At 36.4% G+C, this 25,202-nt stretch carries 22 protein-coding genes and 1 pseudogene; 12 read left to right on the plus strand and 11 right to left on the minus strand.

The annotated features are described in order from the left end of the window. Nucleotides 1–246: 246 nt before the first annotated feature. The 9 genes and pseudogenes from ABWO41_RS00485 to ABWO41_RS00525 form a co-directional block, all read right to left on the minus strand. Nucleotides 247–2,406: a S46 family peptidase gene (locus ABWO41_RS00485; RefSeq protein ID WP_353131956.1), complete on the minus strand. Its 2,160-nt coding sequence runs from the start codon at nucleotides 2,404–2,406 to the stop codon at nucleotides 247–249. A 279-nt stretch (nucleotides 2,407–2,685) separates the two neighbouring features. Next, the gene (locus ABWO41_RS00490) at nucleotides 2,686–4,839 is read right to left on the minus strand and encodes an alpha-galactosidase (RefSeq protein ID WP_353131958.1); all 2,154 of its coding nucleotides are present in this window, start codon (nucleotides 4,837–4,839) and stop codon (nucleotides 2,686–2,688) included. Between the two features lie 24 nt (nucleotides 4,840–4,863). Then, nucleotides 4,864–6,894 carry a glucosidase family protein gene (locus ABWO41_RS00495; RefSeq protein WP_353131960.1) on the minus strand — a complete coding sequence of 677 codons (2,031 nt, stop codon included), beginning with the start codon at nucleotides 6,892–6,894 and terminating at the stop codon, nucleotides 4,864–4,866. A 75-nt stretch (nucleotides 6,895–6,969) separates the two neighbouring features. Further along, nucleotides 6,970–8,091: a glycoside hydrolase family 88/105 protein gene (locus ABWO41_RS00500; protein ID WP_353131962.1), complete on the minus strand. Its 1,122-nt coding sequence runs from the start codon at nucleotides 8,089–8,091 to the stop codon at nucleotides 6,970–6,972. A 192-nt stretch (nucleotides 8,092–8,283) separates the two neighbouring features. Beyond that, a pseudogene (metQ, locus tag ABWO41_RS00505) lies at nucleotides 8,284–9,090 on the minus strand (methionine ABC transporter substrate-binding lipoprotein MetQ); the annotation flags it as partial. 67 nt (nucleotides 9,091–9,157) lie between these two features. Further along, nucleotides 9,158–9,814: a methionine ABC transporter permease MetI gene (metI, locus tag ABWO41_RS00510; protein WP_353131964.1), complete on the minus strand. Its 657-nt coding sequence runs from the start codon at nucleotides 9,812–9,814 to the stop codon at nucleotides 9,158–9,160. Next, nucleotides 9,807–10,856 (minus strand): methionine ABC transporter ATP-binding protein, encoded by a 1,050-nt coding sequence (locus tag ABWO41_RS00515; RefSeq protein ID WP_353131966.1) that lies wholly within the window; start codon nucleotides 10,854–10,856, stop codon nucleotides 9,807–9,809. Before ABWO41_RS00515 ends, metI begins: the two co-directional genes overlap by 8 nt. Before the next feature lie 199 nt (nucleotides 10,857–11,055). Next, nucleotides 11,056–12,510, minus strand: coding sequence for a L,D-transpeptidase family protein (locus ABWO41_RS00520; RefSeq protein WP_353131968.1), 1,455 nt, complete (start codon nucleotides 12,508–12,510; stop codon nucleotides 11,056–11,058). Between the two features lie 257 nt (nucleotides 12,511–12,767). Further along, a complete protein-coding gene (locus ABWO41_RS00525) occupies nucleotides 12,768–13,733 on the minus strand; it encodes a GlxA family transcriptional regulator (protein WP_353131970.1) in 966 nt (321 codons plus the stop codon). A 127-nt stretch (nucleotides 13,734–13,860) separates the two neighbouring features. Here ABWO41_RS00525 and ABWO41_RS00530 point away from each other — a divergent pair, with 127 nt between their 5' ends. From ABWO41_RS00530 to hisIE, 11 genes are all read left to right on the plus strand, one after another. After that, nucleotides 13,861–14,292: an SRPBCC family protein gene (locus ABWO41_RS00530; protein ID WP_353131972.1), complete on the plus strand. Its 432-nt coding sequence runs from the start codon at nucleotides 13,861–13,863 to the stop codon at nucleotides 14,290–14,292. Between the two features lie 34 nt (nucleotides 14,293–14,326). Further along, nucleotides 14,327–14,734 (plus strand): VOC family protein, encoded by a 408-nt coding sequence (locus ABWO41_RS00535; RefSeq protein ID WP_353131974.1) that lies wholly within the window; start codon nucleotides 14,327–14,329, stop codon nucleotides 14,732–14,734. Between the two features lie 16 nt (nucleotides 14,735–14,750). Continuing rightward, nucleotides 14,751–15,158, plus strand: coding sequence for a VOC family protein (locus tag ABWO41_RS00540; protein WP_353131976.1), 408 nt, complete (start codon nucleotides 14,751–14,753; stop codon nucleotides 15,156–15,158). A 300-nt stretch (nucleotides 15,159–15,458) separates the two neighbouring features. After that, on the plus strand, nucleotides 15,459–16,310 hold the full coding sequence (gene hisG / locus ABWO41_RS00545; protein WP_353131978.1) for an ATP phosphoribosyltransferase: 852 nt from the start codon (nucleotides 15,459–15,461) through the stop codon (nucleotides 16,308–16,310). Nucleotides 16,311–16,332: 22 nt separating this feature from the next. Beyond that, nucleotides 16,333–17,625 (plus strand): histidinol dehydrogenase, encoded by a 1,293-nt coding sequence (gene hisD, locus ABWO41_RS00550; protein ID WP_353132042.1) that lies wholly within the window; start codon nucleotides 16,333–16,335, stop codon nucleotides 17,623–17,625. A gap of 9 nt (nucleotides 17,626–17,634) precedes the next feature. Beyond that, nucleotides 17,635–18,687 (plus strand): histidinol-phosphate transaminase, encoded by a 1,053-nt coding sequence (gene hisC, locus ABWO41_RS00555; protein WP_353131980.1) that lies wholly within the window; start codon nucleotides 17,635–17,637, stop codon nucleotides 18,685–18,687. A gap of 2 nt (nucleotides 18,688–18,689) precedes the next feature. Continuing rightward, entirely contained in the window at nucleotides 18,690–19,826 is a 1,137-nt protein-coding gene (hisB, locus tag ABWO41_RS00560; protein ID WP_353131982.1) for a bifunctional histidinol-phosphatase/imidazoleglycerol-phosphate dehydratase HisB, read from the plus strand. Nucleotides 19,827–19,908: 82 nt separating this feature from the next. After that, nucleotides 19,909–20,499, plus strand: a complete 591-nt coding sequence (gene hisH, locus ABWO41_RS00565; protein WP_353131984.1) for an imidazole glycerol phosphate synthase subunit HisH — start codon at nucleotides 19,909–19,911, stop codon at nucleotides 20,497–20,499. Nucleotides 20,500–20,509: 10 nt separating this feature from the next. After that, complete coding sequence (locus ABWO41_RS00570) at nucleotides 20,510–21,259, plus strand: 1-(5-phosphoribosyl)-5-[(5-phosphoribosylamino)methylideneamino]imidazole-4-carboxamide isomerase (RefSeq protein ID WP_353131986.1); 750 nt, start codon at nucleotides 20,510–20,512, stop codon at nucleotides 21,257–21,259. Nucleotides 21,260–21,271: 12 nt separating this feature from the next. Beyond that, nucleotides 21,272–22,027, plus strand: a complete 756-nt coding sequence (hisF, locus tag ABWO41_RS00575) for an imidazole glycerol phosphate synthase subunit HisF (protein WP_353131988.1) — start codon at nucleotides 21,272–21,274, stop codon at nucleotides 22,025–22,027. A 22-nt stretch (nucleotides 22,028–22,049) separates the two neighbouring features. After that, complete coding sequence (gene hisIE / locus ABWO41_RS00580; protein WP_353131990.1) at nucleotides 22,050–22,649, plus strand: bifunctional phosphoribosyl-AMP cyclohydrolase/phosphoribosyl-ATP diphosphatase HisIE; 600 nt, start codon at nucleotides 22,050–22,052, stop codon at nucleotides 22,647–22,649. Nucleotides 22,650–22,815: 166 nt separating this feature from the next. On the opposite strand, the gene idi is transcribed toward hisIE, so the two are convergent. Continuing rightward, nucleotides 22,816–23,334, minus strand: coding sequence for an isopentenyl-diphosphate Delta-isomerase (gene idi, locus ABWO41_RS00585; RefSeq protein ID WP_353131992.1), 519 nt, complete (start codon nucleotides 23,332–23,334; stop codon nucleotides 22,816–22,818). A 160-nt stretch (nucleotides 23,335–23,494) separates the two neighbouring features. Between idi and ABWO41_RS00590 the strand changes: the two genes are divergently transcribed. After that, nucleotides 23,495–24,397 carry a WD40 repeat domain-containing protein gene (locus ABWO41_RS00590; RefSeq protein WP_353131994.1) on the plus strand — a complete coding sequence of 301 codons (903 nt, stop codon included), beginning with the start codon at nucleotides 23,495–23,497 and terminating at the stop codon, nucleotides 24,395–24,397. On the opposite strand, the gene ABWO41_RS00595 is transcribed toward ABWO41_RS00590, so the two are convergent. After that, nucleotides 24,394–25,182, minus strand: coding sequence for a C40 family peptidase (locus tag ABWO41_RS00595; RefSeq protein ID WP_353131996.1), 789 nt, complete (start codon nucleotides 25,180–25,182; stop codon nucleotides 24,394–24,396). The genes ABWO41_RS00590 and ABWO41_RS00595 overlap by 4 nt on opposite strands. Nucleotides 25,183–25,202 lie beyond the last annotated feature (20 nt).

Genomic DNA, 25,202 nt, shown 5'->3' on the forward strand with positions numbered 1-25,202 from the left:
CAATGGTTAGCTACACACTTAGCAAGACTGAATTATGAGTGTTTTTTACGTTAACTGTAGATTGATGCTAATTTTTCGGGGACAGCCTGTCAGTCCAGACAGGAATCTCTGCGTTTATAGCAGGAACTTGAATATCAAAGTTCAGATATTGCCAGTTCCTGCTAATGAACTTACATATTTATCCGTTTCTTTCTATTAGTTGAAATATGCGGTTTTGTGTTTGATCTGTATTTGGAATAACTTTATTTACTTTTTGATATCCAATTCATTAATGATATTCTTCGCTCCTCCTAATACATCTATGCACCATAAAACATAGCGAATATCTACATTAATGGATCTTTTAAAATTTTTATCAAAAGCAATATCACCGCTCATCGCTTCCCAATTTCCGTCGAAGGCCAGACCTATTAACTCACCTTTTCCGTTAATTACAGGAGAACCGGAGTTACCGCCGGTAATATCATTGTTTGAAATAAAGTTGACAATTAAAGTCCCGTTTTTGCCATACTGGCCGTAATTCTTTGCATTGAAAGCTTCAATGAAATTAGCAGGCAAATCAAACTCATCATCTTTAGGAATATACTTCGCCATTGCTCCTTCTATAGTAGTAGTCTCTTTATAAAGGACACCATCTTTCGGAGAATAGTTCTGTACGTTTCCATAAGTAATTCTCATGGTAGAATTTGCATCCGGATACATCAATTTATTATTATTCTTTTTCAGTAAGGCCTGCATGTATAAATGATCCAGCTCAGCTTTTTTATTTTCAAAATTTTTCAACCTGTCGCCAAAATTCTCCTTGATATAATCGGCAATCACCAGATTTTTAGCATAAGCAAAGGCAATATCCCCTTTATATTTAGCTAAACTCGGGTCAGCTAAAAATGCTCTCAATTTATCGGGCTGAATCAGGTTCGATTCTTTCCATAATATATCAGCATATTTTCTGAAAGTTGCTTCTGCACTTCCATTCCAATATTTATCAGTAATTACCTTGAAAAATTGAGGATGTTGATTTTTAGGAATATCATTATAAAAAGTGGCTAACATTGTAGCGAACACAGATTTATCTGCAGTTTCGTTATATGTGGCTTCGTATGTTTCTAAAGAAGCCAAAGTCTCCTGCTTCATTTTTTCGTAAGCATCTGTTCCTTTTACAGCCTCTAAAGCTTCTATACTTTTCTCTAACCTCAAGGCATTTGTCACCCATTTAGACGCTAAAAATCCTTCGGTAATAAAAACCCTATGACGGGCATACGGAGCATAAGCCTTATACAATTCTGCGTATTGGGACATCAAATTAGCATACTGAGGTTGAGCAGTCGCCCAGCTTGTAAATTCTTGTTCTTCTGCCTTTTTCTTGTGTTCTATCTTAAGTGCCTTCAGTTGCTCGCCCTGACCAATAAAATATTTCCAATAATTAGCTACACTTGCATATTGAGAAGATACTTTTAGTCTGAAAGCAACGTTTTTATCCATTTCTTTTTTCCAGGCTTTTAAACGGATATCTCTTAATTTCACGATCTCCGGGGAAATAGAATCTAAAGCCAACTCTACTCCGTAAGAGGTAAGAAATCTATCGGTTCTTCCGGGGAAGCCATAAACCATTGCAAAATCGTTATTTTCTACTCCTTTAATTGATACAGGTAAAAATTTCTTAGGCTTGTAGGGTCTGTTTTCTGTAGAATAATCTGCTGGTTTATTGTCTTTTCCTGCGTAAACTCTAAAAATGGAGAAGTCACCGGTTTGTCTTGGCCAAACCCAATTATCTGTATCTCCACCAAATTTACCAATAGATTGTGGCGGCGTTCCCACCAAACGGATATCCGTAAATTTCTCCATTACGAATAAGAAGTATTGATTTCCTTTATAGAAATCTCTTACAAAAGCGTTATAGTGTGTTCCTTTTGTCGCTTCTTCACTAATACTATTACTTAATTCAGTTATTTTAGTTTCTTTAGCCTCACCCGATAGATTGGCAGTTTCTTTTAAAATCTTATCTGTAACATCTTCTATCTTAACCAGAAAATTAACAAATAAGCCTGGAACAGGCTTTTCTTCATCGTTGTTCTTAGCATAGAAACCATTATCCAGTATATTGTCTGCCGGTGTAGATTTAGAAGCGATGGCATCGTATCCGCAATGGTGATTGGTAAACAACAATCCGTTTGCAGAAACCAGTTCTCCGGTACAGAAACCGCCAAAAGACACTATTGCATCTTTTAAACTCGCTTTATTAACATCATACAAATCTTTTGGAGTCAATTTGAACCCCTGCTTTTTCATTTGGTCGTAATTCTTACCAATTAGCATCGGAATCCACATTCCCTCATCTGCTTTAGAAGGTTTGCCTATTAATAAAGACAATCCTAAAAGCACCGAAAGCAATTTCAATTTATTCATACTTACATTTAACATGTCTGCAAATTTAATGTTTGACCTACGCCTTGCCTATGGACACACAGTATTGTTACAAATAAAGTAAAAAGTTGAAAGTTATAAGTAAAAAGTTGAAAGCAGAAATCGAGAATAAAAAGTAGAAAATAGAGAGTGGGAAACGCCAGATTTGGTATCAATAAGTCTCTATTATCTATTTTATAATAAAAAACGGTGCGCATAAATTGACACAGTCAATTTATGCTATACCGAATTTTGCTTGTTGATATATAGTTTCTTTGTTATTTATTGTGCCGTTAGTTCGATAATAGAACTGGATACCGCTTGTACTTTTCCCGGAGCCAGATTTAGACCAACCTTCATTAGGAAATCTCCACTGTAAACCTTTCCGTTTTCTGCTAATGCAGATTTTGTTCCGCGCATAAGGTTTACTTCTTCAATTTTATATTTTTTATTTGCATCTAATCCATCTAATTTTACCTTACTTAAGTATTCTTTCCGTCGATAATTTAAGATATAATTGAAGACTACAGCTTTATCTTTATTTTTATCGGCATACATCAATACTGCTCTTGGTTCTTCATAGGGAGAAATCAAACGGTACAAATCTCCAAACCAAATAACATCACTTAACTTCTTATAGGTTTCAACCGCCTGATTACTGAACTCGATCTCCTCTGCTGTCATTTTATTTACCCGGATATCGTAGCCCATTTTACCCATCATGGCAACATCTGTCCGAAACTTTATAGGCTGTTTTCCCATAGATGTGATATGACTGGACACTGTTAAAGCCGGAAAGAAATTTAAATATCCCCACTGGATAAAAATGCGTTCGAAACCGTCTGTATTATCACTTGGCCAAAATTCAGTAAAATATTTTAGCGCTCCATAGTCCGTTCTTCCGCCGCCGCCAGCACAAAGCATAACTGGCAAATGCGGATATTTTGTCCTTAATCTTTCCAATACTTTATACAAACTTTTGGTATAATCTACATAAGTATTAGACTGATTAGTTTTTAAATAAGGAGAGTAAGTATTGGTCATTGGCCTGTTGCAATCCCATTTTATAAAAGCAATGTTCGGATTTTCTTTCATCAAATCATCTACAACTTTAAACACAAAATCCTGCACTTTAGGATTCACCAAATCTAACACCAGTTGATGCCTGGACAAGCTTTCCTCCCTATTAGGTAATTTTAAAATCCAATCCGGATGCTTTTCGTAAAGTTCACTTTTAGGGCTTATCATTTCCGGTTCTAACCAGATCCCAAACTTCAGTCCTTTAGTTTCCGCTTGTTTTACCAGATAACCAATTCCACTTGGTAATTTCTTCTTATCAGTTTGCCAATCGCCTAAAGCAGTTTTATCTGCATCTCTTGGATATTTGTTTCCGAACCAACCGTCATCCAACAAAAACAAATCTACACCCAATTTCTTAGCTCCATCAAACAGTTCTACCAGAATATCCTGGTTAAAATCCATATGAGTAGCTTCCCAGTTGTTCAATAAGGTCATTCGTGGTTTTGTCCCGTCCAATACACCGTAATTTCTTGCCCAGTCATGCAAATTTCTGGTAGCTTGCCCCTTGCCGTTCAGTGTATGTGTAAAAATGAATTCAGGTGTAACAAAAGTTTGTCCCGCAGCCAGTTTATAGTCAGAAGCATAAGGATTAATACCGTTTATTACCCTAAGATTATTAGCTTGGTCAATCTCAAAAGAAGATTGAAAATTGCCCGACCATCCTAAAGTACCTGCAATCAGCTCTCCAGTTTTTTCTGTAGATAAATTTCCTAAAGACAGATAGAAAACTGGTGTACGATACATATGTGCTCTTGATCCCAGTTTACTATCCATCGTTTTAATCCCTGTAGTTAGCTTAGATTCTTTCATTCGCATCTCAGTCATATAATCACCATCAAATTGGCTTAACCAATAGCTTGGCGCACTGAAATGCAACATAGAAGAAGCATAATTATATAAGGTGATGGTTCCCTTTTCTCCGTTCCTGATCTCTGTCCAGGTTTTAATTACATCTTCATTAAAGAAACTTTGAAAATGCAATACAACCTGTGTAGGATATTTAGGATCTTTCAGCGTAATACTTGCCGTTGTTATATTACCTTCCTTATTGATTCTCTGATCTGATACTCTAAGATCCAGAGAGGGGTTTCCGTCTGCATGAACCACTCTGATTGCAGGCTCGAAGAAATCTTCCATGCCTGCACCAATATAGGCCTCTTTCTGTGGCCCTCCTACCTTAGCATAGTCTGAGCTTTGATTAAGCTTTTGCCCTAAGTAAGCCTGATAGACTTTTTGATTATCTTTTACGACATAAACTAATGCCGAATTCTTTGTCTCTAAAACAATCTCCTTGTTTTGTGCATGTACCCCCAGAGTTGCAGTAAAACTTAGAAACGCAATAAATATCTTCTTCATTTTATTAATTCGCTTTCGCTGATTTTATAAATTGATTAATTGTGTAGCTCCATCTTTAATGCTATACTTTTTAGTATTCGCTCCTTCTTTCACACTGATATTCAATTTATTTCCGGCAGCTCTTTCTATAGTCAGATCGAATACTTTTCCGAAAGAGTGGATATTCTTAAGTGCCATTTTATTCCATTCTTTAGGCATTCTGAGCGTACAATTGAAACTTCTAAATCCGACAGGTCTCATTCCGAAAACACCTTCGGTATAAATTCTGCAATACAAACCGCTTTCCGCAGAAAGATGTCTTTGGTTTCCCTCCGGGTAAGCTTCTACCGGATAAGGTACGTGTTCCCCTAATAGTCTCCGGTTAGAATAGTATTTCAGATAATTCATCGCTTTTTCAGTTTCACCTGCTTCAAAAACACCTCGTAAGGCATACAAGGTAGATCGGTCCCAAAAAGTTTCTTTTCCTGCCTGCGTGGCTAAACCGTCCGGAGTCCATAATCGTGGAGAAAACAAAGCACTGATAGTACCTTCTTTTCTGTCAAGAATACCAACGGTTAGTGGTAAACATATCCATGCTCTTAACACCTCATTCCCTTCGTGATATCGGTAAGTTTCAAAGCCCTCGACTTTACCACCAAAGTACTTTTCTATGTTATTTTTTAATGCATCAGCTTGTTTTTGATATTTATCTACCTGAGCTTTTGGCTTCCCTAATAATTTAGCGAGATAAACAGAAGATCTTAGGGCATCATAATACAAACTATTGGTTGACAAGTTAGCTTTACCCGCAGAAAATCTATTTTCAAGTTCGTCACTATCTGATGTTACAACGCCTTCTGCGTTCATTTTTCTATTGCAATATTCTAATGTCCATTCTATTAATGGCCATAGCACCCTTGCAGAATCTATATTGCCATTAGCTAATGCGTACCTTGATGCGCCATAAGCGATCATGGCTGCATCTCCTCTATCGCCTGCACCTTTCCAGATACCATCTCCTTCGGCAACTATAGAACTTGGAATGGGTTTATATTCCGGATTCATAAACTTAGCAAACCATCTGTAAGAATTCATCGCAGATTTGCTTCCTATTTTATCTCCAAGAAAAGCAAAGAATGGATTGATATATTCTGCCTGGTCATTAGCCCAAAGCGCAGCATAATAAGACAAACCACCCGGACCATGCATGTAACCTCCTTTAGTTAAATAGATACTTTCGGTACCTCTTATTTTTGCAAAATCAAAAGCGGTATTCAAAGTTTGATCTGGCGTTTCCAAAACCAATTTTGACGTAATTTCTTTTACCCGATTCTCTCTGTTTCTTTGTTCCTGCTCCGGATTGATAGCAAATACATTCTGAGGAGTATCTGTAGCTAAGTAATAAACAGAAAAAGAAGTTGCTTCTCCCGGCTTCAATGTCTTAAAGCCATCTCCAACGGTTCCCATCAAAATAGAATGCGGTGCTACTTTGCTACGCTCTGCATTGGTTCTTATTTCTTTTTTTACATATTCGCAGGCAACAGTCACATCCTGATTGCTGGTATTGATGATATCGAACTTTTCAATAGCCAAAGGTTTATCTACTGAAGGGAAAAATGTTCTTTTCATATTAACCAGGACCGGCGAAGATACTGCTGCATTTACCCGCATAATTCCTTTATGGATGATTTCATTTACATCGTAATTGATGCTGCCTGATCGACCTGCTTTTATGGTATTGTAATCAATCATTCTATTATTGATGTAGATGCGTGGTAAATCTGTATCCTGAAAGGTATGGGAAATATGACTTCTGGTATTATCAGGCAATACTCTAAACGTTGGAAAAACAATTGTACGCGTAAACTTCGCCCTGTGGTTTTCATCTAATCCATATTCTACCCATAGTGAAATTTTCTCGCCACTCATTTCTATGTGATCTTTATGGGGTAACCTTCCGTTTGTTTTCCACACAATACTACCATCATTTTGAATATTCCATCTGTTCTGACTAAATGCTTTTGTTGTACACACCACTAAAGCTAAAGAGCCTATTAACAAGTATTTCGTTATCATGATTATTGGTTTGGTTTATTTAATATGGTCTTCAATAACAAAAAAGTGGACCGAGATCCACTTCCTTACGAAAAATTACTCTAAAAGTGCCGCTGCAGTCCAAAGTACCGGAGCCTGCCCATGCAAATCGCCTGTGATTCTCTTCCTATCAAAATAATATTGTTTATCGTTCTTTTTATTTGTGCCTTCGCACACATCTCTAACGTTATTATTTTCATCGATAAAATTAACTACTGCCAGCCATGCCTTTCTAGCTACCGGAGCATATTTAGATTTATCTAACCACCCTTTTTTCACTCCCGTTACCATGGCATAAGCAAACATTCCGGTACAGGAGCTTTCCTCCCATGAAGAAGGTTCATCTACCAATTGTCGCCATGCTCCGGATGGAGCCTGATATTGTAATAAAGAAGCCATCATTTTGTGGTAACCTTCCAATATTCGTGGTCTGTTAGGATTATTTTCTGGTAAAGAACTTAAAATCTCTGTCATTCCCGCAGCCATCCAGCCATTACCTCTGCCCCAGAAATAGGGAACATCTGGTGCATGATAGAAAAGTCCGTTATCTTTCTGTAAAGAATCCAGATAAACCACCATTTCTTTAGCTGCCCTTTCAATATATTTAGGATCTTTTGTTATTCGATATGCCTGAGTTTGCAGGGCATTAATCATATACATATCATCAATCCACATACGGGTTTGCCAGGTAAGGCCTTGTGCATAATATATGTGTGACGCAGGTACAACACGTGGTCCTTCTGGCGGCCCCCATTGTTTATTTGCTATTCGCATACCCAGATCGTAGTATTTCTTTTCTTTAGTTTGTCTATATAATTCCAAAGGTACCGATCCAAAAACGCAATAATCTACGTGGTCCGGAACCGGGATCATCTTTGCCTCTTCGTGAAAAAGTGGTTCAAATCTATTCGCCAGTTTTTTTGTTAAATCTTTATTTCCGGTTACACGGGCAAAAGTTAAAGCACCATACCATGTACAGCTTTCCGGATATGTAATTACTCTCGGAGGCGTGGGTCTGTTGAAATTTGTATGTGGGGTGATTACAAACTTCTCGGCAATTTTTAGCCCGACTTCTTTGGGTGAAGCACCTTTAGGCCAATTTTTCAAATCTGAAGACTGAGAATAAGCGTGAACACCGGTAAAAAGCAAAGCGACTAATGTGGACAGATACCTTTTCATTTTCTTATGCTGGTTAGTTTAATTAATACTGGTCCTGCAAGAAACCAAATTGAAATGAAAGCTTATTTAGTTAAATTGGCATCTCATTAAACCAAATTGACATTTAGCATTTAAATGTAAACGGATTATAAAAAAGAGAGTCGACACCAGTTAATAGTATCGACCCTCTTGCTACTGTAATAAAAGCATTTATTACCAGCCTCTTACAGCTCCTCCTTTAAATGCCTTTTCTGCAGCCTGTGCTACTTCGTCAGACTGATATGCTTTTACAAAATTTTTTACTTTTTCCTGTTCTTTATTATTTTCTCGTGCTACTATCACATTTACATAAGGCGATTCTTTATCCTCTTTCAGTATACCATACTTTCCAGCATCCAAACCTGCCTGCGCTGCAAAATTATTATTAATAATGGCTACAGTCACTTCTTTATCATCGATTACCCTACTCAATTGCGGAGCTTCTATTTCCAATATCTTTAAGTTTTTGGGATTACCTACAATATCGGTAGCTCTGGGTAAAAGCCCTACTCCATCTTTTAGTTTCAACAGACCACTTCTTTGTAAAAGCAGTAAAGAACGCCCGCCGTTTGTCGGGTCATTAGGTATAGCAATAGTACTTCCCGGTTCCAGCTCATTAATATTTTTTATCTTCTTAGAATAAGCTACTATAGGATATACAAAAGTTTTTCCAACCACAGCTAGCTTGTAGCCTCTTTTTGCAGATTGTTCTTCTAAATAAGGACCATGCTGAAAAACGTTTACATCGATGTCGCCACTATTTAATGCTTCATTTGGAACAACATAGTCATTAAAAGTAACCAATTCTACATCTAAATGATATTTCTCCGCCGCAACTTTTTTAGCAGCTTCTGCCAATTCTCTTTCTGGTCCTGAGGTTATTCCTACTCTAATAAAATTAGGGTTATCTTTTTTTGTTCCACCTCCACAAGCCTGTAACAGCAATGGAATTATAGCCAGTATAAATATCTTTTTCATTTTTTTAAGTTGAAAGTGTAAAGTTAAAGGTTAAAGCTGATGTAGCAGAGTATAAATGTCCGAAATAGAGCTATCTGTGATCAAACTTTCCTGAAAGCCTGTCACCAATATATTGAATAGCAAATACCAACGCTACCAATAAAACTAATACGATGTTCATCATCATAACATCATAACCTATATATCCATATTGATAGCCGATTTGCCCAAGACCGCCCGCTCCTACAGCGCCCCCCATAGCCGAATAACCAACCAGTGTTATTAATGTTATAGAAACATTATTTATTAACGAAGGCAATGCCTCTGGCAATAACACCTTACGCACTATCTGCATAGGGCTTGCACCTAATGCTCTTGCAGTTTCTATTAATCCTACAGGCACTTCCAGCAAACTGTTCTCTACCAAACGGGCTACAAAAGGGGCCGCTCCAATGCTTAGAGGTACTAGTGCTGCATATATACCAATAGAGGTTCCAATAATCGCCCTCGTAAACGGTATCATCCAGACTATTAAAATAATAAAAGGTATAGAACGAAACACATTGACGAAGAAAGACAGTATACGATTATAAAATTTACTTTCCAGCAATTGCCCTTTTCTTGTTAAGAATAGGACGGTGCCCACAGGTAACCCCAACACAAAGCCAAAGAAACCTGCTGTAAATGTCATAAAAACAGTTTCCCAAAGGCCTTTCAGCAATAAATCAACACTTATATCGTCAAGCATAGCCTCTAATTATATATTGGACATTTCTTGTATTAAGATAATTAAAAATTATATTGTTCTCTTCGGAAGAACCTCTCAGATGCAATTGCAGTTTTCCAAAGTCTAAGATTCCGGTTTGTCCTATATCCACTTTAAATAGTTTATAAGGAACTTTTTTTAGATGGATAAAGTCAAGGATCTGTTCTACTTTAATTTCACTATTTAATTCCATTTCAATTAATGGGGATAATCCAGAATCAGCCTTTTCGCTCAGTACAGCCCTTAGTTCTTGCGGAATTTCTAAACCTTTTCCTACAATTAATTGCGCTATGATTGGATGAGATCTTTCACGATATAATTGTTCCAGTGTGCCTTTTGCCAGTAACTCGCCACGATCTATTACAGCGACATTATTGCATATTGACTTAACCACTTCCATTTCATGCGTAATTAAGAGAATAGTTATTTTTAGTTGCTGATTAATATCTTTCAACAACTGCAAAATAGACTGTGTTGTTAAAGGGTCAAGTGCACTTGTAGCTTCGTCACAAAGCAATAAATGCGGATCGTTTGCAAGCGCCCTGGCAATGGCCACCCTTTGTTTTTGCCCTCCGGACAAACTTCTGGGATAGTCGTTTACCTTTTCATGTAATCCAACTGTTACCAGAAGCTTATTCACTTTTTGAGCGATGGTCGCTTTATCCAGCCCGTCGAGCTCTAAAGGTAATGCCACGTTCTGGAATACTGTTCTGGAAGAAAGCAGATTAAAATGCTGAAATATCATTCCGATTTTCTTTCTTTCCTGCGCCAGCTCATTAGCTTTTAAGGGCATTAAATCTTTGCCGTTTACAATTACCTCACCTGTATCTGGCTTTTCCAACAGATTAACACAACGGATAAGGGTACTTTTGCCTGCTCCGGAAAAGCCTATAATACCTAATATATCTCCCCGATTAACTTTTAGATTGATATTCTCTAAAGCTTTAAATGACTGCCTGCCCCGATGAAAAGTTTTGGATACATTTTTCAGCTCAATCATTGCTTCCTGTTTTTCTTTTTGCATTAGCCTTAGTTATGTCTATTTAAGAAAGTCTCCTTACCATTCGGAAATGACCTTCAGAATCATAACTATATTTTCATTCCACGAAAATAATGCTTTTATCAGCAACTAATCTATAAGCAAGCAGTTTTTTACATTTACCACAGAGCTGTCGAAGCAAGCTATTGCAATCTCAGACATCATTCAATAAACGAATAAAGTCTTATGGCAAATAATTAACCAATGCAGATTTTAATTTATTATCATAACCATAAACATCATCTATCCAGTTTACATCACCTTTGTCATCTGCAAGTGCAGTGTAATAAGTGAGATATACTTTTACTGGATTTTTAACCTTAACCCACCTGGACCTGGTATCTTCTCCTGTAATCTCGGATTTCACTTGTTCTCTTTCCTGAGGGTTGTCCAAAAGAAAATCAACCAGCTTAAGCGGATCTTCTACCCTTACACAACCATGACTTACGGCTCTATTCTTTTCTTTAAACATTTCTTTTGCAGGAGTGTCATGAAGATAAATTGCATAAGGGTTGTAGAATATAAATTTAACCCTGCCAAGAGAATTATCTGCACCAGGATTTTGTTTAAACGAATAATCCTGAACTGATGCGCTACTCCAATCTACCGATTGGGCATCTACCGCACCACCTGATTTATCATAAGCTACCATATTATTCTCTTCCAGATAGGTAGGATTGTTTATTAATTTTGTCATAATTTCTTTACCCGCGATGCTTTTTGGAATATTCCAAACAGGGTTCACCTGCATCCGATCAATAGAACCACTTAAGACAGGGGTTTCATGGTTTTTGCCATTTCTTGAAAAAGGGGCATTTGCTGTTTCGCCTACACAAACTTTCATTGCTAATTTTTCCTTTTTATTTGCTATCAGTCTCAGTTTGAATTCAGGGATATTCACTAAAATGTATTTATCGGGAAAATCTGCAATACGCCACCTTAATCGTTCTAAATTCAAGTATATTTTTTCTTTTTCGGCAGCTGTCAAAGAATTGCTTAATTTATTCTGCAGATTTTTATAGCTATCGTTTTTAGGCTGTACATCATGCAGGAAACCTAACAAATCCAATTGTTCCAGCATTTGCTGCGATTCTATAAAATCTGGCCTTTCTACAGCATCGTAGTACCTGCCGTAAAGTTTCTTCGGATTTAATGCGCCATGTTTTAAGATATTAGCGTAATTAATTAAACCATCAGCACTTAAAATTTCTAATCTGGCTAATACGGGGTATGCATCTTCTACTTTTTTAAATTTGTTATGTTTTACACTATCCAGCAAATGTTCTATTGCCGAAGCATGAAAATAGGTTGGGTTTAGGCCATGGATGTGAGCTTGTGATAAGTATGAGGTAAGAGAATCTATGCCATCATTCAATAAAAAACTGCCCAGTAACGTAAGTCCCTTATCTTCTGAATTATAGATTTTTTTTAACCATTTTGGATGATGGACAGATGCGCTTTCTTTCTTTAATTGTTCTTTAAAAACCGCATAATATGCCGTTGTATCAAAGTCCTTATAAGATTTACTTTTAAAGGCTTTCGCTAAATTTCTTCCAAACTCTTCGTGTTTGTATTTTTTACAGGACGCAGTAATAAATAAAATACCGGCTAAAAGGATAAATAATGATTTAATCTTCATAAATAACATGTTTAGACATATTATTACAATTTATATGCCTTCATATTATTTATAATTTGGTTAAGCTATATTGGTGTATATTAATTTAATGTAAATAACAATATTAAATAGTTTTTATAACCATAATCAGGGTTAAAAGCATCAGCTTTATATCAAAACTATAATTTCAATAATTTGGCTTCTTCTTTTGCTATCTGTTACAAAACGATGAGGCTTTACGAAATACAAGTAAGTATTTATTTCTTCTATTTAATGAACTACCGGCTGTATTTATTTCTATATTCTACAGGGGTTAAACCAGTTATTTTTTTAAAAACGTCTCTAAATGCTTTAGTATCTGTATAGCCAACATCGAACATAACTTCTGTTACATTCTTACGTGAAGCTTCGAAACTGCGTTTTGCTGCCTCTACCCGCACCCGTTGCATATATTCTACCACCGTATTATTAGTTGCTTTTTTAAATCGGCGTTCAAAACTTCTACGGCTTATATTAATTAAATCGGCGAGCTCTTCTACGGTAACCTTTTTGGTATAGTTTACTTCCAGATATTCCTGTGCTTTTAATATTTCTTTGTCCCGATGATCTTTCTGACCTGAAAAAATAGTAAACGCTCCCTGATTATCTCTGTCTATATCGATAGCAAAATATTTAGACGCTAATATAGCCACATCCCTGTCTGTGTACGTCTCGAGCATGTAGAGCAACAAATTCCAAATCGAATTGGCCCCGCCGCTTGAATATAGTTTTCCCTCGTCAGTAATTACACCTCCGTCTACAATTTCAACATCAGGATACATTAGTCTGAACTCGTTATAATATGCCCAGTGTGTAGAACATTTTTTTCTGTTGAACAAACCTGTTGCTCCTATCAGAAATGCTCCGGTACATAGGCTAGCTACCTCTGCTCCTTGCAAATGCATCTTTTTTATCCATTCCAGAGATTTCTCATTACTTTCCACAGCATCATTCATTGCACCATATAAAGCCGGTACTATTACTACATCTGTGTTTTCCACACTATCAATCAAACGGTTTATTTTTACGGTATATTCTCCGTCGTTTACATCGATATTTTTTTGTAACCCCACATATTCTACTTCAAACAGCATTTCTTTCCCTGATACTTTTAAAAATTCGTTTGCTGTTTTAAAAAGGCGATAAGGAGGTGTTATAGCTTCTATAACAGCATTTTGAGGAACATAAACGGATATTCTTTTCATTAAATTTGTTTGAAGTAAACCAAAAGTAACAAAAAAATTGTCGCAATCGCCCTTATTAACAGGCGTTTTCATATATCTTTTCTCTCCCCTAATATCCTCAAATTTGTATTATACAATCAAAAAGAAAATGTCAGCACAAGATAAACCAACAATTACTGTGGAAGTTACGGTAAACGTAAAACCCGAAAAAGCCTGGGAACTCTATAATACTCCAGAACATGTACAGCAGTGGAACAATGCTTCACCAGACTGGCACACTCCAAAGGCTGAAAATGATTTAACTGAAGGCGGAAAATTTTGTTATCGTATGGAAGCTCGTGACGGTAGCTTCGGCTTCGACTTTTCGGGAACATACCACAAAATAGTTCCTCAGAAAATCCTGGAATACAGGATGGACGACGACAGACTTGTTGAGGTACTCTTCGGTTCAAAAGACGGAAAAACTGATATCAGCGTAACATTTGAAGCCGAGAGCATAAATTCTTTAGAACTTCAACGTGATGGTTGGCAAGCTATCCTGAATAATTTCAAGGGTTATGCCGAACAAGTAAATAAATAATTTTCAATTTCAAATAACTTTAAAACGCAAAAAAATGAGCAAAAAAATTTTCATCAACCTACCTGTTTCAGATCTTAAAAAATCAATGGATTTTTATACGGCAATTGGATTCACCAACAATCCGATGTTTACAGATGAAACGGCTGCATGCATGGTGCTTACCGAGGAAATTTATGTTATGCTGCTAACCCACAATAAATTCAGCGAGTTTACGACAAAAGAAATTGCAGATACCAGCAAAACTGCAGCTGTTATTAATTGTGTGTCTGTAGATAGCCCGGAAGAATTAAACACATTTATAGACAGTGCTCTTAATGCCGGTGCAAAAGAGACTAAGGAGCCTATTGACTTTGGTTTTATGCAGCAAAAGAGCTTTGAAGATATAGACGGACATCTTTGGGAAGTAACTTATATGGATATGAGTAAATTCCCACAAGAGTAAACTATAACGCTCTAAAATGAAAATGTCTGTATACTTAACATTTTCTGGCAACTGTCATGCTGCAATGACTTTTTACCAGCAATGTTTTGGAGGTTCTCTCAGGTTTCAAAAACTGGGAGAAACTCCTTTTCCTGACAAAATACCATCGCACTTTAAAAGTTTGATAATAAAAGCTACTCTTATAAATAATGATTTTGATCTAATTGCAACAGACTTTGCCAGCGATACCGGGCTTATTACTGGTAATAACATATCATTACATCTTAACTGTTCCAGTAAATCGCAGATATTTTCCCTGTATAACAAATTATCAAAAAATGGCAAACAACTTTATCCTGTTGAAGAAACACATTACGGAGATTTACAGGGAAGTATTACGGATAAATTCGGAATAAACTGGCTGCTGCATTTCTCTAAAAAATGATGGCTTTGAGATTTTGAAAACCCCGTTTCCCTGGCGAGTCGTCTCAGAGAAATATCAGACAGGAATTAAATTTCGCATATTCATTTGTATTCTGCCCAATGCTTTTATATATTTGTGGCATCTAATATTTCTCATCAAAAGGAAATTATTAAAAGAGACAAAATGAACAAGTTTTTGAGTACCGTACATCATCATCTTCATCATCGCCATTTGGGCGATGTTATATAGTATGTTTTGTACGTCAAAACGATTTGTCATTTTATCAAACAATCAGTCTTTTATTAATAATTTAAAATCATCTTGAAAACTTTAAAAATAGCTATCCAGAAGTCGGGAAGACTTAACGAAAAATCTGTAGAATTACTTAAGAACTGTGGTTTAAGCTTCGAAAACTATAAAAGCTCTTTAATATCATCTGTATCTAATTTTCCTTTAGAAATTCTCTTTTTAAGAGACGACGATATTCCCGAGTATGTACAAGATGGCATTGCAGATATAGGTATTGTTGGTGAAAATGTTATCCAGGAAACAAAAGTTGAAGTTGCTTATTTACAGCGTTTGGGCTTTGGGAAATGCACACTAAAATTGGCTGTTCCTGTAGATAGCCCAATAAAAGAAGTAAAAGATTTAGAAGGCAAAGCTATTGCTACTTCTTATCCGAATATCCTGAGTAATTTTCTGAGCAAAGAAAATATCAATGCTGATATCAAAATGATCTCGGGATCTGTAGAGATTGCCCCTGGTTTAGGTTTAAGCGATGCCATTTTTGATATTGTGTCTACAGGCGGAACATTAAAAAACAACGGGCTAAAACCTTTCCATAACGTGATTTCTTCGGAAGCCATTTTAATCGGCAGAAAAGGTGAAGAAAATGGAGAATTGATTCAGGAACTGATTCAAAGGATACAATCTGTTCTTAGAGCTAAGGACAATAAATATATCGTCTTAAATGTAGAACGCAAAAACTTAGAAAAGGTTACTGCTTTGTTACCTGGCGTAAAAAGCCCATCGGTAATTGCTTTGGCTGACGAAGATTGGGTTGCTGTGCACACTGTGATTCCTGAAAAGGATTTCTGGGACAGAATCAATGAGCTAAAAAGTGCTGGCGCTCAAGGTATTTTAGTAATGCCTATAGAAAAAATCATTATGTAACGCTATTATATGCCGAACAATGATGAAAATATATAAATACAACGAATTAAGTGAAACGGCTGTTGCAAAACTGGTTTCAAGAAATGCAGACAGCAATAACGAAATTCGCGGTGCTGTAGAAAATATTATTGCAGAGGTTAAAGCAAATGGCGATGATGCCCTTAAAACTTTTGCCAGCAAATTTGATAAAGTAGAACTTTCTTCTTTATATATAGGAAAAGAAGCTATTTCAGAATTGGCTGATACTATAGAAGAGAATGTTAAAAAAGCTATTCAAACAGCTTACCACAACATCAAAAAATTTCATGAGACTCAAAAATCTCATGCAGAAAAAACGGAAACATCTGTCGGAGTAACCTGTTGGAGAGAAGTAAGAGCTATTGAGAAAGTAGGTTTGTACATTCCTGGTGGTTCTGCGGTTCTACCAAGTACTTTTTTGATGTTGGGTGTTCCTGCAAAGATTGCCGGTTGCAAGGAAATAGTTGTTTGCTCTCCGCCTCAAAAAAACGGATCTATAAACGGATATGTGGCCTATGTAGCTCAACTTTTAGGTATTGAGAAAGTATATCTGGTTGGAGGTGCACAGGCTGTTGCAGCTATGGCTTACGGTACAGCAAGCATCCCCAAAGTAGATAAGGTTTTTGGCCCCGGAAACCAGTTTGTAACTATGGCTAAAACCATTATACAATCTACTACTAATACTGCTATCGATATGCCCGCCGGTCCTTCGGAAGTTCTGGTTTTAGCTGATGAAACTGCAAATCCAAAATTTGTAGCTGCTGATTTACTGGCACAAGCAGAACACGGAGCAGATAGTCAGGCTGTACTGGTTTCTACATCTGAAACAATTTTACAAAAATCTATAGCTGAATTAGAGCAACAAATTACGGTTCTGCCAAGGCATGAAATTGCGGCAAAAGCTATTGCGAATTCTTATGCAGTTTTAGTGAGTGATTTAACAGAAGGTATGGCATTCAGTAATGAGTATGCACCTGAACATTTGATTCTGGCGACAGAAAACTGGTCTTCTGTCACTAATCAAATTGTAAATGCAGGTTCGGTATTCTTAGGCAACTTAACTCCAGAAAGTGCGGGAGATTATGCCAGCGGAACTAACCATACCCTGCCAACAAGTGCTTATGCAAAATCTTACTCAGGCGTTTCTTTAGATTCTTTTGTTAAGAAGATTACTTTTCAGCACATTAGTGCGGAAGGAATTAGAACACTGGGGCCAACAGTAGAAATATTGGCAGAGATTGAGGGTTTACAGGCGCATAAGAACGCAGTAACAGTTAGATTATCTGATAATAAATAACATTAAGAGATGTCATTCAACATTGATAATATAATTAGAGAAAATATAAAGAAACTAAAACCTTACTCATCTGCCAGAGATGAATTCAAAGGTGAAGCTTCTGTCTACCTGGATGCTAACGAGAATGCTTATGGTTCTCCACTTGAAAGAAATTTTCATCGTTACCCGGATCCTATGGCATATGCCGTAAAGCTGGAGTTGAGTAAGATTAAAGGTGTACCACCAAGAAATATTTTCTTAGGAAACGGTAGTGATGAAGCTATAGATATTCTTTTCAGAAGTTTTTGCAATCCGGGAACCGACAACGTAATCATCGTCCCTCCTACCTACGGTATGTACGAAGTTTCTGCCAATATCAACGATATTAGCTTAAAAAGGGTTAATCTGACAGCAGATTACCAATTGGATTTAGATAGTATTGCAGCAGCAATTGATGAACATACTAAAATGATTTTCATCTGCTCGCCTAATAATCCAACAGGCAATAGTATTCGCAGAGAGGATATTGAAACATTACTGGCTAATTTTAATGGTCTGGTAGTTGTTGACGAAGCTTATATCAATTTCTCAAGACAGAAATCTTTTATTCAGGAGCTTACCGAGTACAGCAATTTAGTTGTTTTACAAACTCTATCAAAGGCCTGGGGATTGGCGGGTTTACGTGTAGGTATGGCTTTTGCCAGTGAAGAGATTATTGAAATCTTCAATAAAGTAAAACCTCCTTACAATTTAAATGAAGCATCGCAGGAATTGGCTTTGGCCGCATTGAAAAACGTAAATCAGGTAAATGAATGGATTAAGGAACTGTTAAAAGAGAGGGACAGTTTAGTTTTAGCACTTAAAAACTTCGATTTTGTACTGGATATTTACCCTTCTGATGCCAACTTTATTTTAGTGAAAACAACCGATGCAAACGGTATTTATAACTATTTGGTAGAACAGGGTATCATTATAAGAAACAGAAACAAGGTAGAACTTTGCGAAGGCTGTGTGCGTATCACTATTGGCACACCAGAAGAAAATAATACATTAATAGACAGTTTAAAATCCTATAAAGCATAAGGATGAAAAAGATACTTTTTATAGACAGGGACGGTACTTTAATTTTAGAACCTGCAGATGAGCAGATAGATTCTTTTGCAAAATTGATTTTTTATCCGGGTGCTATCAGCAATTTAGTTAAGATTGCAAAGGAACTGGATTACGAATTGGTAATGGTGAGTAATCAAGACGGACTGGGAACAGATTCTCATCCGGAAGAAAACTTTTGGCCGGTTCATAATTTTATTATTGAAACTTTTAAAAACGAAGGAGTAGACTTTTCTGAAGTTATTATTGATAAAACTTTCGCCAAAGACAATGCACCTACCCGTAAACCTGGCACCGCTTTGTTAACACATTTTTTCGATAACGAAAAATATGATTTAGCTAATTCTTATGTAATTGGTGACAGATTAAACGATGTTGTTCTTGCTAAAAACCTAGGTGCAAAAGCCATTTGGCTAAACAGTAACCCAGAATTGGGGGCCTCAGAAGCGCAGAATAAGATTGAGAACGCTCATGAAATTTTAGCTTTGGAAACCACAGACTGGCAAAAGATTTACGAGTTTTTAAAGGTTGGAAAAAGAGCAGTTAAGCATGTTAGAAAAACCAAAGAAACAGATATTACCATAGAAGTAAATCTGGATGGTAAAGGCGACGCCAATATTTCTACAGGTTTGCACTTTTTTGACCATATGCTAGATCAAATAGCCCGCCACGGAGGAATAGATCTTACAGTGATTACCAAGGGGGATTTACATATTGATGAACACCATACTATCGAAGATACCGGTATTGCGTTGGGCGAAGCTTTTCTTGAAGCACTCGGTAATAAAAAAGGAATTGAAAGGTATGGATTTTGCTTACCTATGGACGATTGCCTGGCGCAGGTAGCTATTGATTTTGGTGGTAGAAACTGGATTGTTTGGGATGCAGAATTTAAAAGAGAAAAAGTTGGAGATATGCCTACAGAAATGTTCTTTCATTTCTTCAAATCGTTCTCTGACGCTTCAAAATCAAATTTAAATATTAAAGCCGAAGGCGATAATGAACACCATAAGATAGAAGCTATTTTTAAAGCTTTTGCAAAAGCCATTAAAATGGCCATAAAACGCGACGTAAACAATATGCGTTTACCTAGCACCAAGGGATTGTTATAATTGGAGGTAGTAAGTATCAGGTAGCTAGTATAACGACTACATGGTACTGATTACTTGATACAAAGTACTTGATACTAAACACATGATAGGCATAGTAAATTACGGCGCTGGAAATATTTTCTCACTAACATCAGCCCTTGAAAGGCTGGGGTTGGGCTATGGCATGGTTAATACAGAAAGTGATTTTGATAAATATGACAAGATTATAATCCCAGGAGTTGGACATGCCGGAACGGCCATGCAAAAATTAACCGAAACGGGATTGGTTCCGGCTATCAAATCGTTAACTAAACCAGTCCTGGGGATCTGCGTTGGCATGCAATTACTAACTGATTTTTCTGAAGAAGGAAATTCTGATCTTTTAGGCATTATCCCTCTAAAAACGCTTCGTTTTAGCGAAGAAATTTCCAAAAAAGTACCACATATGGGCTGGAATCAGATTAAACCCGCGAATGATAGCCCTTTATTTAAGGGAATAGAAGATAAAACGTACTTTTATTTCGTTCACTCCTATTTTATAGAATTTAATACTAAATTTACAGCCGCAATTTGCGAATACGGGACTAGCTTCTCGGCGGCAATACAAAAAGATAACTTTTATGCAGTACAGTTTCATCCGGAAAAATCTGGTGAAGCCGGAGAAAGACTGCTTAAAAATTTTGCAAACTTATAAAAAATAGAAAATGTATATCATTCCTGCAGTAGATGTTCTTAATCAAAAAGTTGTTAGACTACGCGAAGGCGATTATAATCAGGTTACAGAATACGAAGTCTCTCTAGAAGAACAAATTACGACTTATCACTCTAACGGAACCGAGTTTGTACACATCATAGACTTAAACGGTGCTAAAGGCGATTTTAGCAATCAACAATACCTGTTCGATATTATCAAAAAAACGGATATGAAAGTTCAGTACGGTGGCGGTGTTAGAAGTGTAGAAAAAGTAAAAGAACTTATTGATGCAGGAATTCACCGCGTAATTGTAGGAACTCAGGCAATCACCAATCCTAACTTTTTGCAGGAATTAAGTGAGGCTGTTTCTGGAAATAAAAAATTATCTGATCATATAGTTGTTGCTATTGATGTTTTAGACGAAGTGATTAAGTACTCTGGCTGGATGGAAAGCTCTCCTATCAAGCTATTAGATTATGTAGACAAATGCTTAAACTTAGGATTCTTCAGATTTCTTTGTACAGATATCAGTAAAGACGGAAAACTAGGTGGTGCAGGTGTAGAATTATATAAAAAATTATTATCTCACTCTCCTTTTATAAAACTAATTGCTTCTGGTGGTATCAGCTCTATGAAAGATATCGAAGAATTAAGCCAATTGAAATTGGAGTCTTGCGTTGTAGGTAAAGCAATTTACGAGAACCGTATTTCTATTGAAGACGTAAAACTTTGGAATTTAAAAGCTTTAACATCTCTCTAAAATTAATCAATCTTGTTAAGTAAACGTATTATCCCTTGTTTAGACGTCAAAGATGGCCGTACAGTAAAAGGCATTAATTTTGTCGATCTCCGCGATGCAGGAGACCCTGTAGAGTTAGCCTGGCAATATTCTCAGCAAGGTGCAGATGAATTGGTTTTTCTGGATATTACTGCAACCCACGAAAAGCGTAAAACTACGCTGGAAATGGTTAAAGCAGTGGCCCGTCAAATCAATATTCCTTTTACTATTGGTGGCGGTATTAGTGAAATCAAAGATGCTGAGGCATTATTAAATGCTGGTGCAGACAAAATTTCAATCAATTCAGCCGCTGTTCGCAGACCTGGATTGATTGATGAATTAGCCAAAGCTTTCGGCATTCAATTCGTTGTCGTAGCAGTAGATACCAAACATTTACCAGAAGGAGACATTGTTCATTTAAATGGTGGCCGTCTGCCAACAGAAATTCATACCCAGAACTGGATTAGGGAGGCTGAAAGCCGAGGGGCCGGAGAGATTTTACTGACTTCTATGGACAAAGACGGAACAAAATCTGGGTTTGATAACGTGTTGCTGAAAGAAATAAACGACATGGTTAGTATTCCTGTTATTGCTTCTGGTGGGGCTGGAAATCAGCAGGATTTTATAGATGTTTTCCAAAAAACAGATGTAGATGCAGCTTTAGCTGCTTCAGTTTTTCATTATGGGGAGATTTTAATTCCTGATTTGAAAAACTTATTGAAAGAAAATAATATTCCGGTTAGATTATAGCTGGAATTTAAACAGATTTGTCATGAGCTTAGCGAATAAAGTAGATTTTAATAAAAGTGATGGTTTGGTTCCTGTTATTGTGCAGGATGTTAAAACTTTAGAGGTTTTAATGTTAGGCTATATGAATCAGGAAGCTCTTATTAAAACAGAACTAGAAAAAAAAGTAACCTTTTTCTCCAGATCTAAAAGCAGGCTATGGACAAAAGGAGAAGAAAGCGGAAACTTTCTTCTGGTTAATTCTATCTCGATTGATTGCGATAAAGATACTATTCTGATAAAAGCTAAACCTGTTGGCCCTACTTGCCATACGGGATCCAGAAGTTGTTTCTTTACTGAATACAACCAGAATTTCATTTTCGAGTTGGAAAATATCATCAATGACAGATATGAAAATCCAAGCGAAAGTTCTTACGTAAACAAGTTAAGAAATAAAGGAATCAACAAAATTGCACAAAAAGTTGGTGAGGAAGGTGTAGAAACTGTAATTGCTGCTTTAGCAGAAACAGATACTGATTTTATTAATGAATCTTCTGATCTAATTTTTCACTTATTGGTATTGTTAAGGGAAAAAGGATTCACACTAAACGATATAGCCAAGAATTTGGAGTCCAGACACAAGTAATGCCCCAAATAAAAAAGAAGTATTTTAAAATACTTGCATACTAAAGAGCTGTCTTTCAACAAGCCAGAGTCAAAATAATTTTGTCAGAAACATCTGGAAAAGAGATTACTCTCCAATAGAAAATTTGGAGTTGGTGCTTCTCATGCGTTTATTTTGTCATACTGCTTTAATAGGTCAAATTCAATTCTCTTATCTTAGTAACAATCAACTTAAACCAAGGTGTGTATTTCTCAGCATGCTCCAAAAATTCAGCTTCTATTTTATCTAAACTTAAATATTTCCAATCCTCTACTTCTTCCGTATTGATCAATGGACTACCGGAAAATGTTCCAAAAAAAACATGGTCAAATTCGTACTCAAATAAACCATTGTTAAATTCTGCCTGATACGTAAAATCAAACACTTCAGTAAGATCAGTTATAATTCCCATCTCTTCCATTAATCTCCGATTTGCTGCATTTATGGTATCTTCCTTAGGTCTGGGATGACTACAGCAAGTATTTGTCCATAACCCGCCGCAATGGTACTTATTTAACGCTCTTCTTTGCAATAACATTTCCCTCCGATCGTTAAATAAACAAACTGAAAAAGCTCGGTGTAATCTGGGCTGCAAATGGGCCTCCATCTTTTCCAGCACACCAATAGCTTCATCTTTTTCATTAACTAATATAACTTGTTCTTCCATGCTCTATTCCAGTTTTACCAATTGTGGATTAAGATAATTCAAAATCGTCAATATTTAGATTACAAGTACCCTCTAACTTTGTTTTTTACAAAGCTGTGCCATTTGCATACCATACAAGCTGTAATTTTGACTTACTTTTGTGAACAAATAAATCCGAGAAATGATTAAGCATTTAAAGACTTTAGAAGGCCATCAAAATCCAGTATATGCCCTAAGTAATTTCAGTAAGAAAGCGGTTTTCTTTAGCGCAGGAAATGATAAAGGTGTAGTAGAATGGTCTTTTGATACACTTGCATTCTCTAAGGTTTTAATGCCTATAAGCAGCTCTTCTTATGTAATTTTGAATGTGGAAGACAAATTGTATGTAGGTATGAGAAGCGGTTTAATCTCTGTTTTTGACGTTTCTGATAATAAAAGCATACATACGCTGAATAAACACCACAAGGCTGTCTTCGATATTAAGTTTCTTAATTACAAAAAGGAAATAGTTTCTGTTGGAGAAGACGGGTTAGTGAATATCTGGTCTTATGAAAGCGGAAATCATCTCTATCAATTTGAGGCCAGCAAAACAACCATCCGAACCATTGCGATCTCTAATGATGAAAAAGAATTAGCCATTGGAACTAAAGACGGAATAATTAAAATATTCGATACTTCTGATTTTTCATTAAAGAAGGAATTTCAGGCACACGATAGACCCGTTACATCTCTGGCCTTTCATCCAAACAACATTCACTTATTATCTGGAGGAAGAGATGCTCAATTAAAAATCTGGAATATCGGAGATCTTTATAGTCTAGAGAAACAGGTTACGGCACATATGTTTTCTATCTACGGAATAATCTTTCACCCAGTTTTAAATTATGTGGCTACGGGCAGTCAGGATAAAAGCATAAAGATCTGGGATGCTACAGACTATCGCTTGTTGAAAATACTTAGTCTGGAAAAATTAGGAATTGGCCACACGCACTCGATCAATAATATAATATGGAGTCCTGATGGTAAATTTCTAATTTCCACAGGAGATGACAAAAATATCAATATCTGGACTTTCGAAAATTAGATATAGCGTTTAATTATTCGCAGTTTATGACTGTATCGCTTTAAATCTGAAGAGAAAATCCCCTGATCATCAATTAAATCTATTTTCACTCTTCCTGAGGCATGGATTATTAAATTATTATTAATCATGATACCGACATGGGTTATTCTTCCTTCCTCATTGTCAAAAAAGGCTAAATCACCGGTTTGTGCCTGTGAAAGAAAATCTACTAATTTCCCTTGTTCTGCTTGCTGCCATGCATCTCTTTTAATCTTTATCCCGCAAACTTTGTAAACAATTTGCGAAAACCCGGAACAATCTATACCAAAATGGGTTCTCCCGCCCCATAAATACGGAACATCTATAAATTGTTTTGCAATATCTAACACATGCTCTTTAAAAGTAGAGACATCTGGTTTAATAATATGTTGCAAGCTTTCTAAATCATATATATGCTGTGCAATTTCGACCTTTCCCTGTTTATTAACTGGCAAACTAGCTCCTAAAGGAAGGAAAGTTCTGTTATCTGTTTGATTTTTTATGGCAATTGCGCCAAAAGAATTACTGAACCTTATGTCAAAGTGTTCAGTTTTTTGATAGTCATTGTCTAAATAAATCACCTGTTTTTCATCTACCCACCCTTCGTAATCATCATACAGATTTTTTATTTTAATCCATTCCCTATCTTTCTCCAAAACTTCAAAACACTCTCCAAATAGAATCTGAGAGATGATTTCTGAACGGTGTGACGCTTCTGCCCTTACTGGAACAACAGCTAAAAAAGTAGATGCTAAAATATTGCCCATTTTTTGCGGAAGATTTTTTG

Source organism: Pseudopedobacter sp. (genome assembly GCF_040392825.1).
Taxonomy (GTDB): domain Bacteria; phylum Bacteroidota; class Bacteroidia; order Sphingobacteriales; family Sphingobacteriaceae; genus Pseudopedobacter.

Excerpts from the sequence above, each read along its gene's own strand:
- ABWO41_RS00485 (WP_353131956.1), bottom strand. The coding sequence starts at position 2,406 with ATGAATAAATTGAAATTGCTTTCGGTGCTTTTAGGATTGTCTTTATTA.
- ABWO41_RS00490 (WP_353131958.1), bottom strand. The coding sequence starts at position 4,839 with ATGAAGAAGATATTTATTGCGTTTCTAAGTTTTACTGCAACTCTGGGG.
- ABWO41_RS00495 (WP_353131960.1), bottom strand. The coding sequence starts at position 6,894 with ATGATAACGAAATACTTGTTAATAGGCTCTTTAGCTTTAGTGGTGTGT.
- ABWO41_RS00500 (WP_353131962.1), bottom strand. The coding sequence starts at position 8,091 with ATGAAAAGGTATCTGTCCACATTAGTCGCTTTGCTTTTTACCGGTGTT.
- metI (WP_353131964.1), bottom strand. The coding sequence starts at position 9,814 with ATGCTTGACGATATAAGTGTTGATTTATTGCTGAAAGGCCTTTGGGAA.
- ABWO41_RS00515 (WP_353131966.1), bottom strand. The coding sequence starts at position 10,856 with ATGCAAAAAGAAAAACAGGAAGCAATGATTGAGCTGAAAAATGTATCC.
- ABWO41_RS00520 (WP_353131968.1), bottom strand. The coding sequence starts at position 12,510 with ATGAAGATTAAATCATTATTTATCCTTTTAGCCGGTATTTTATTTATT.
- ABWO41_RS00525 (WP_353131970.1), bottom strand. The coding sequence starts at position 13,733 with ATGAAAAGAATATCCGTTTATGTTCCTCAAAATGCTGTTATAGAAGCT.
- ABWO41_RS00530 (WP_353131972.1), top strand. The coding sequence starts at position 13,861 with ATGTCAGCACAAGATAAACCAACAATTACTGTGGAAGTTACGGTAAAC.
- ABWO41_RS00535 (WP_353131974.1), top strand. The coding sequence starts at position 14,327 with ATGAGCAAAAAAATTTTCATCAACCTACCTGTTTCAGATCTTAAAAAA.
- ABWO41_RS00540 (WP_353131976.1), top strand. The coding sequence starts at position 14,751 with ATGAAAATGTCTGTATACTTAACATTTTCTGGCAACTGTCATGCTGCA.
- hisD (WP_353132042.1), top strand. The coding sequence starts at position 16,333 with ATGAAAATATATAAATACAACGAATTAAGTGAAACGGCTGTTGCAAAA.
- hisC (WP_353131980.1), top strand. The coding sequence starts at position 17,635 with ATGTCATTCAACATTGATAATATAATTAGAGAAAATATAAAGAAACTA.
- hisB (WP_353131982.1), top strand. The coding sequence starts at position 18,690 with ATGAAAAAGATACTTTTTATAGACAGGGACGGTACTTTAATTTTAGAA.
- hisH (WP_353131984.1), top strand. The coding sequence starts at position 19,909 with ATGATAGGCATAGTAAATTACGGCGCTGGAAATATTTTCTCACTAACA.
- ABWO41_RS00570 (WP_353131986.1), top strand. The coding sequence starts at position 20,510 with ATGTATATCATTCCTGCAGTAGATGTTCTTAATCAAAAAGTTGTTAGA.
- hisIE (WP_353131990.1), top strand. The coding sequence starts at position 22,050 with ATGAGCTTAGCGAATAAAGTAGATTTTAATAAAAGTGATGGTTTGGTT.
- idi (WP_353131992.1), bottom strand. The coding sequence starts at position 23,334 with ATGGAAGAACAAGTTATATTAGTTAATGAAAAAGATGAAGCTATTGGT.
- ABWO41_RS00590 (WP_353131994.1), top strand. The coding sequence starts at position 23,495 with ATGATTAAGCATTTAAAGACTTTAGAAGGCCATCAAAATCCAGTATAT.
- ABWO41_RS00595 (WP_353131996.1), bottom strand. The coding sequence starts at position 25,182 with ATGGGCAATATTTTAGCATCTACTTTTTTAGCTGTTGTTCCAGTAAGG.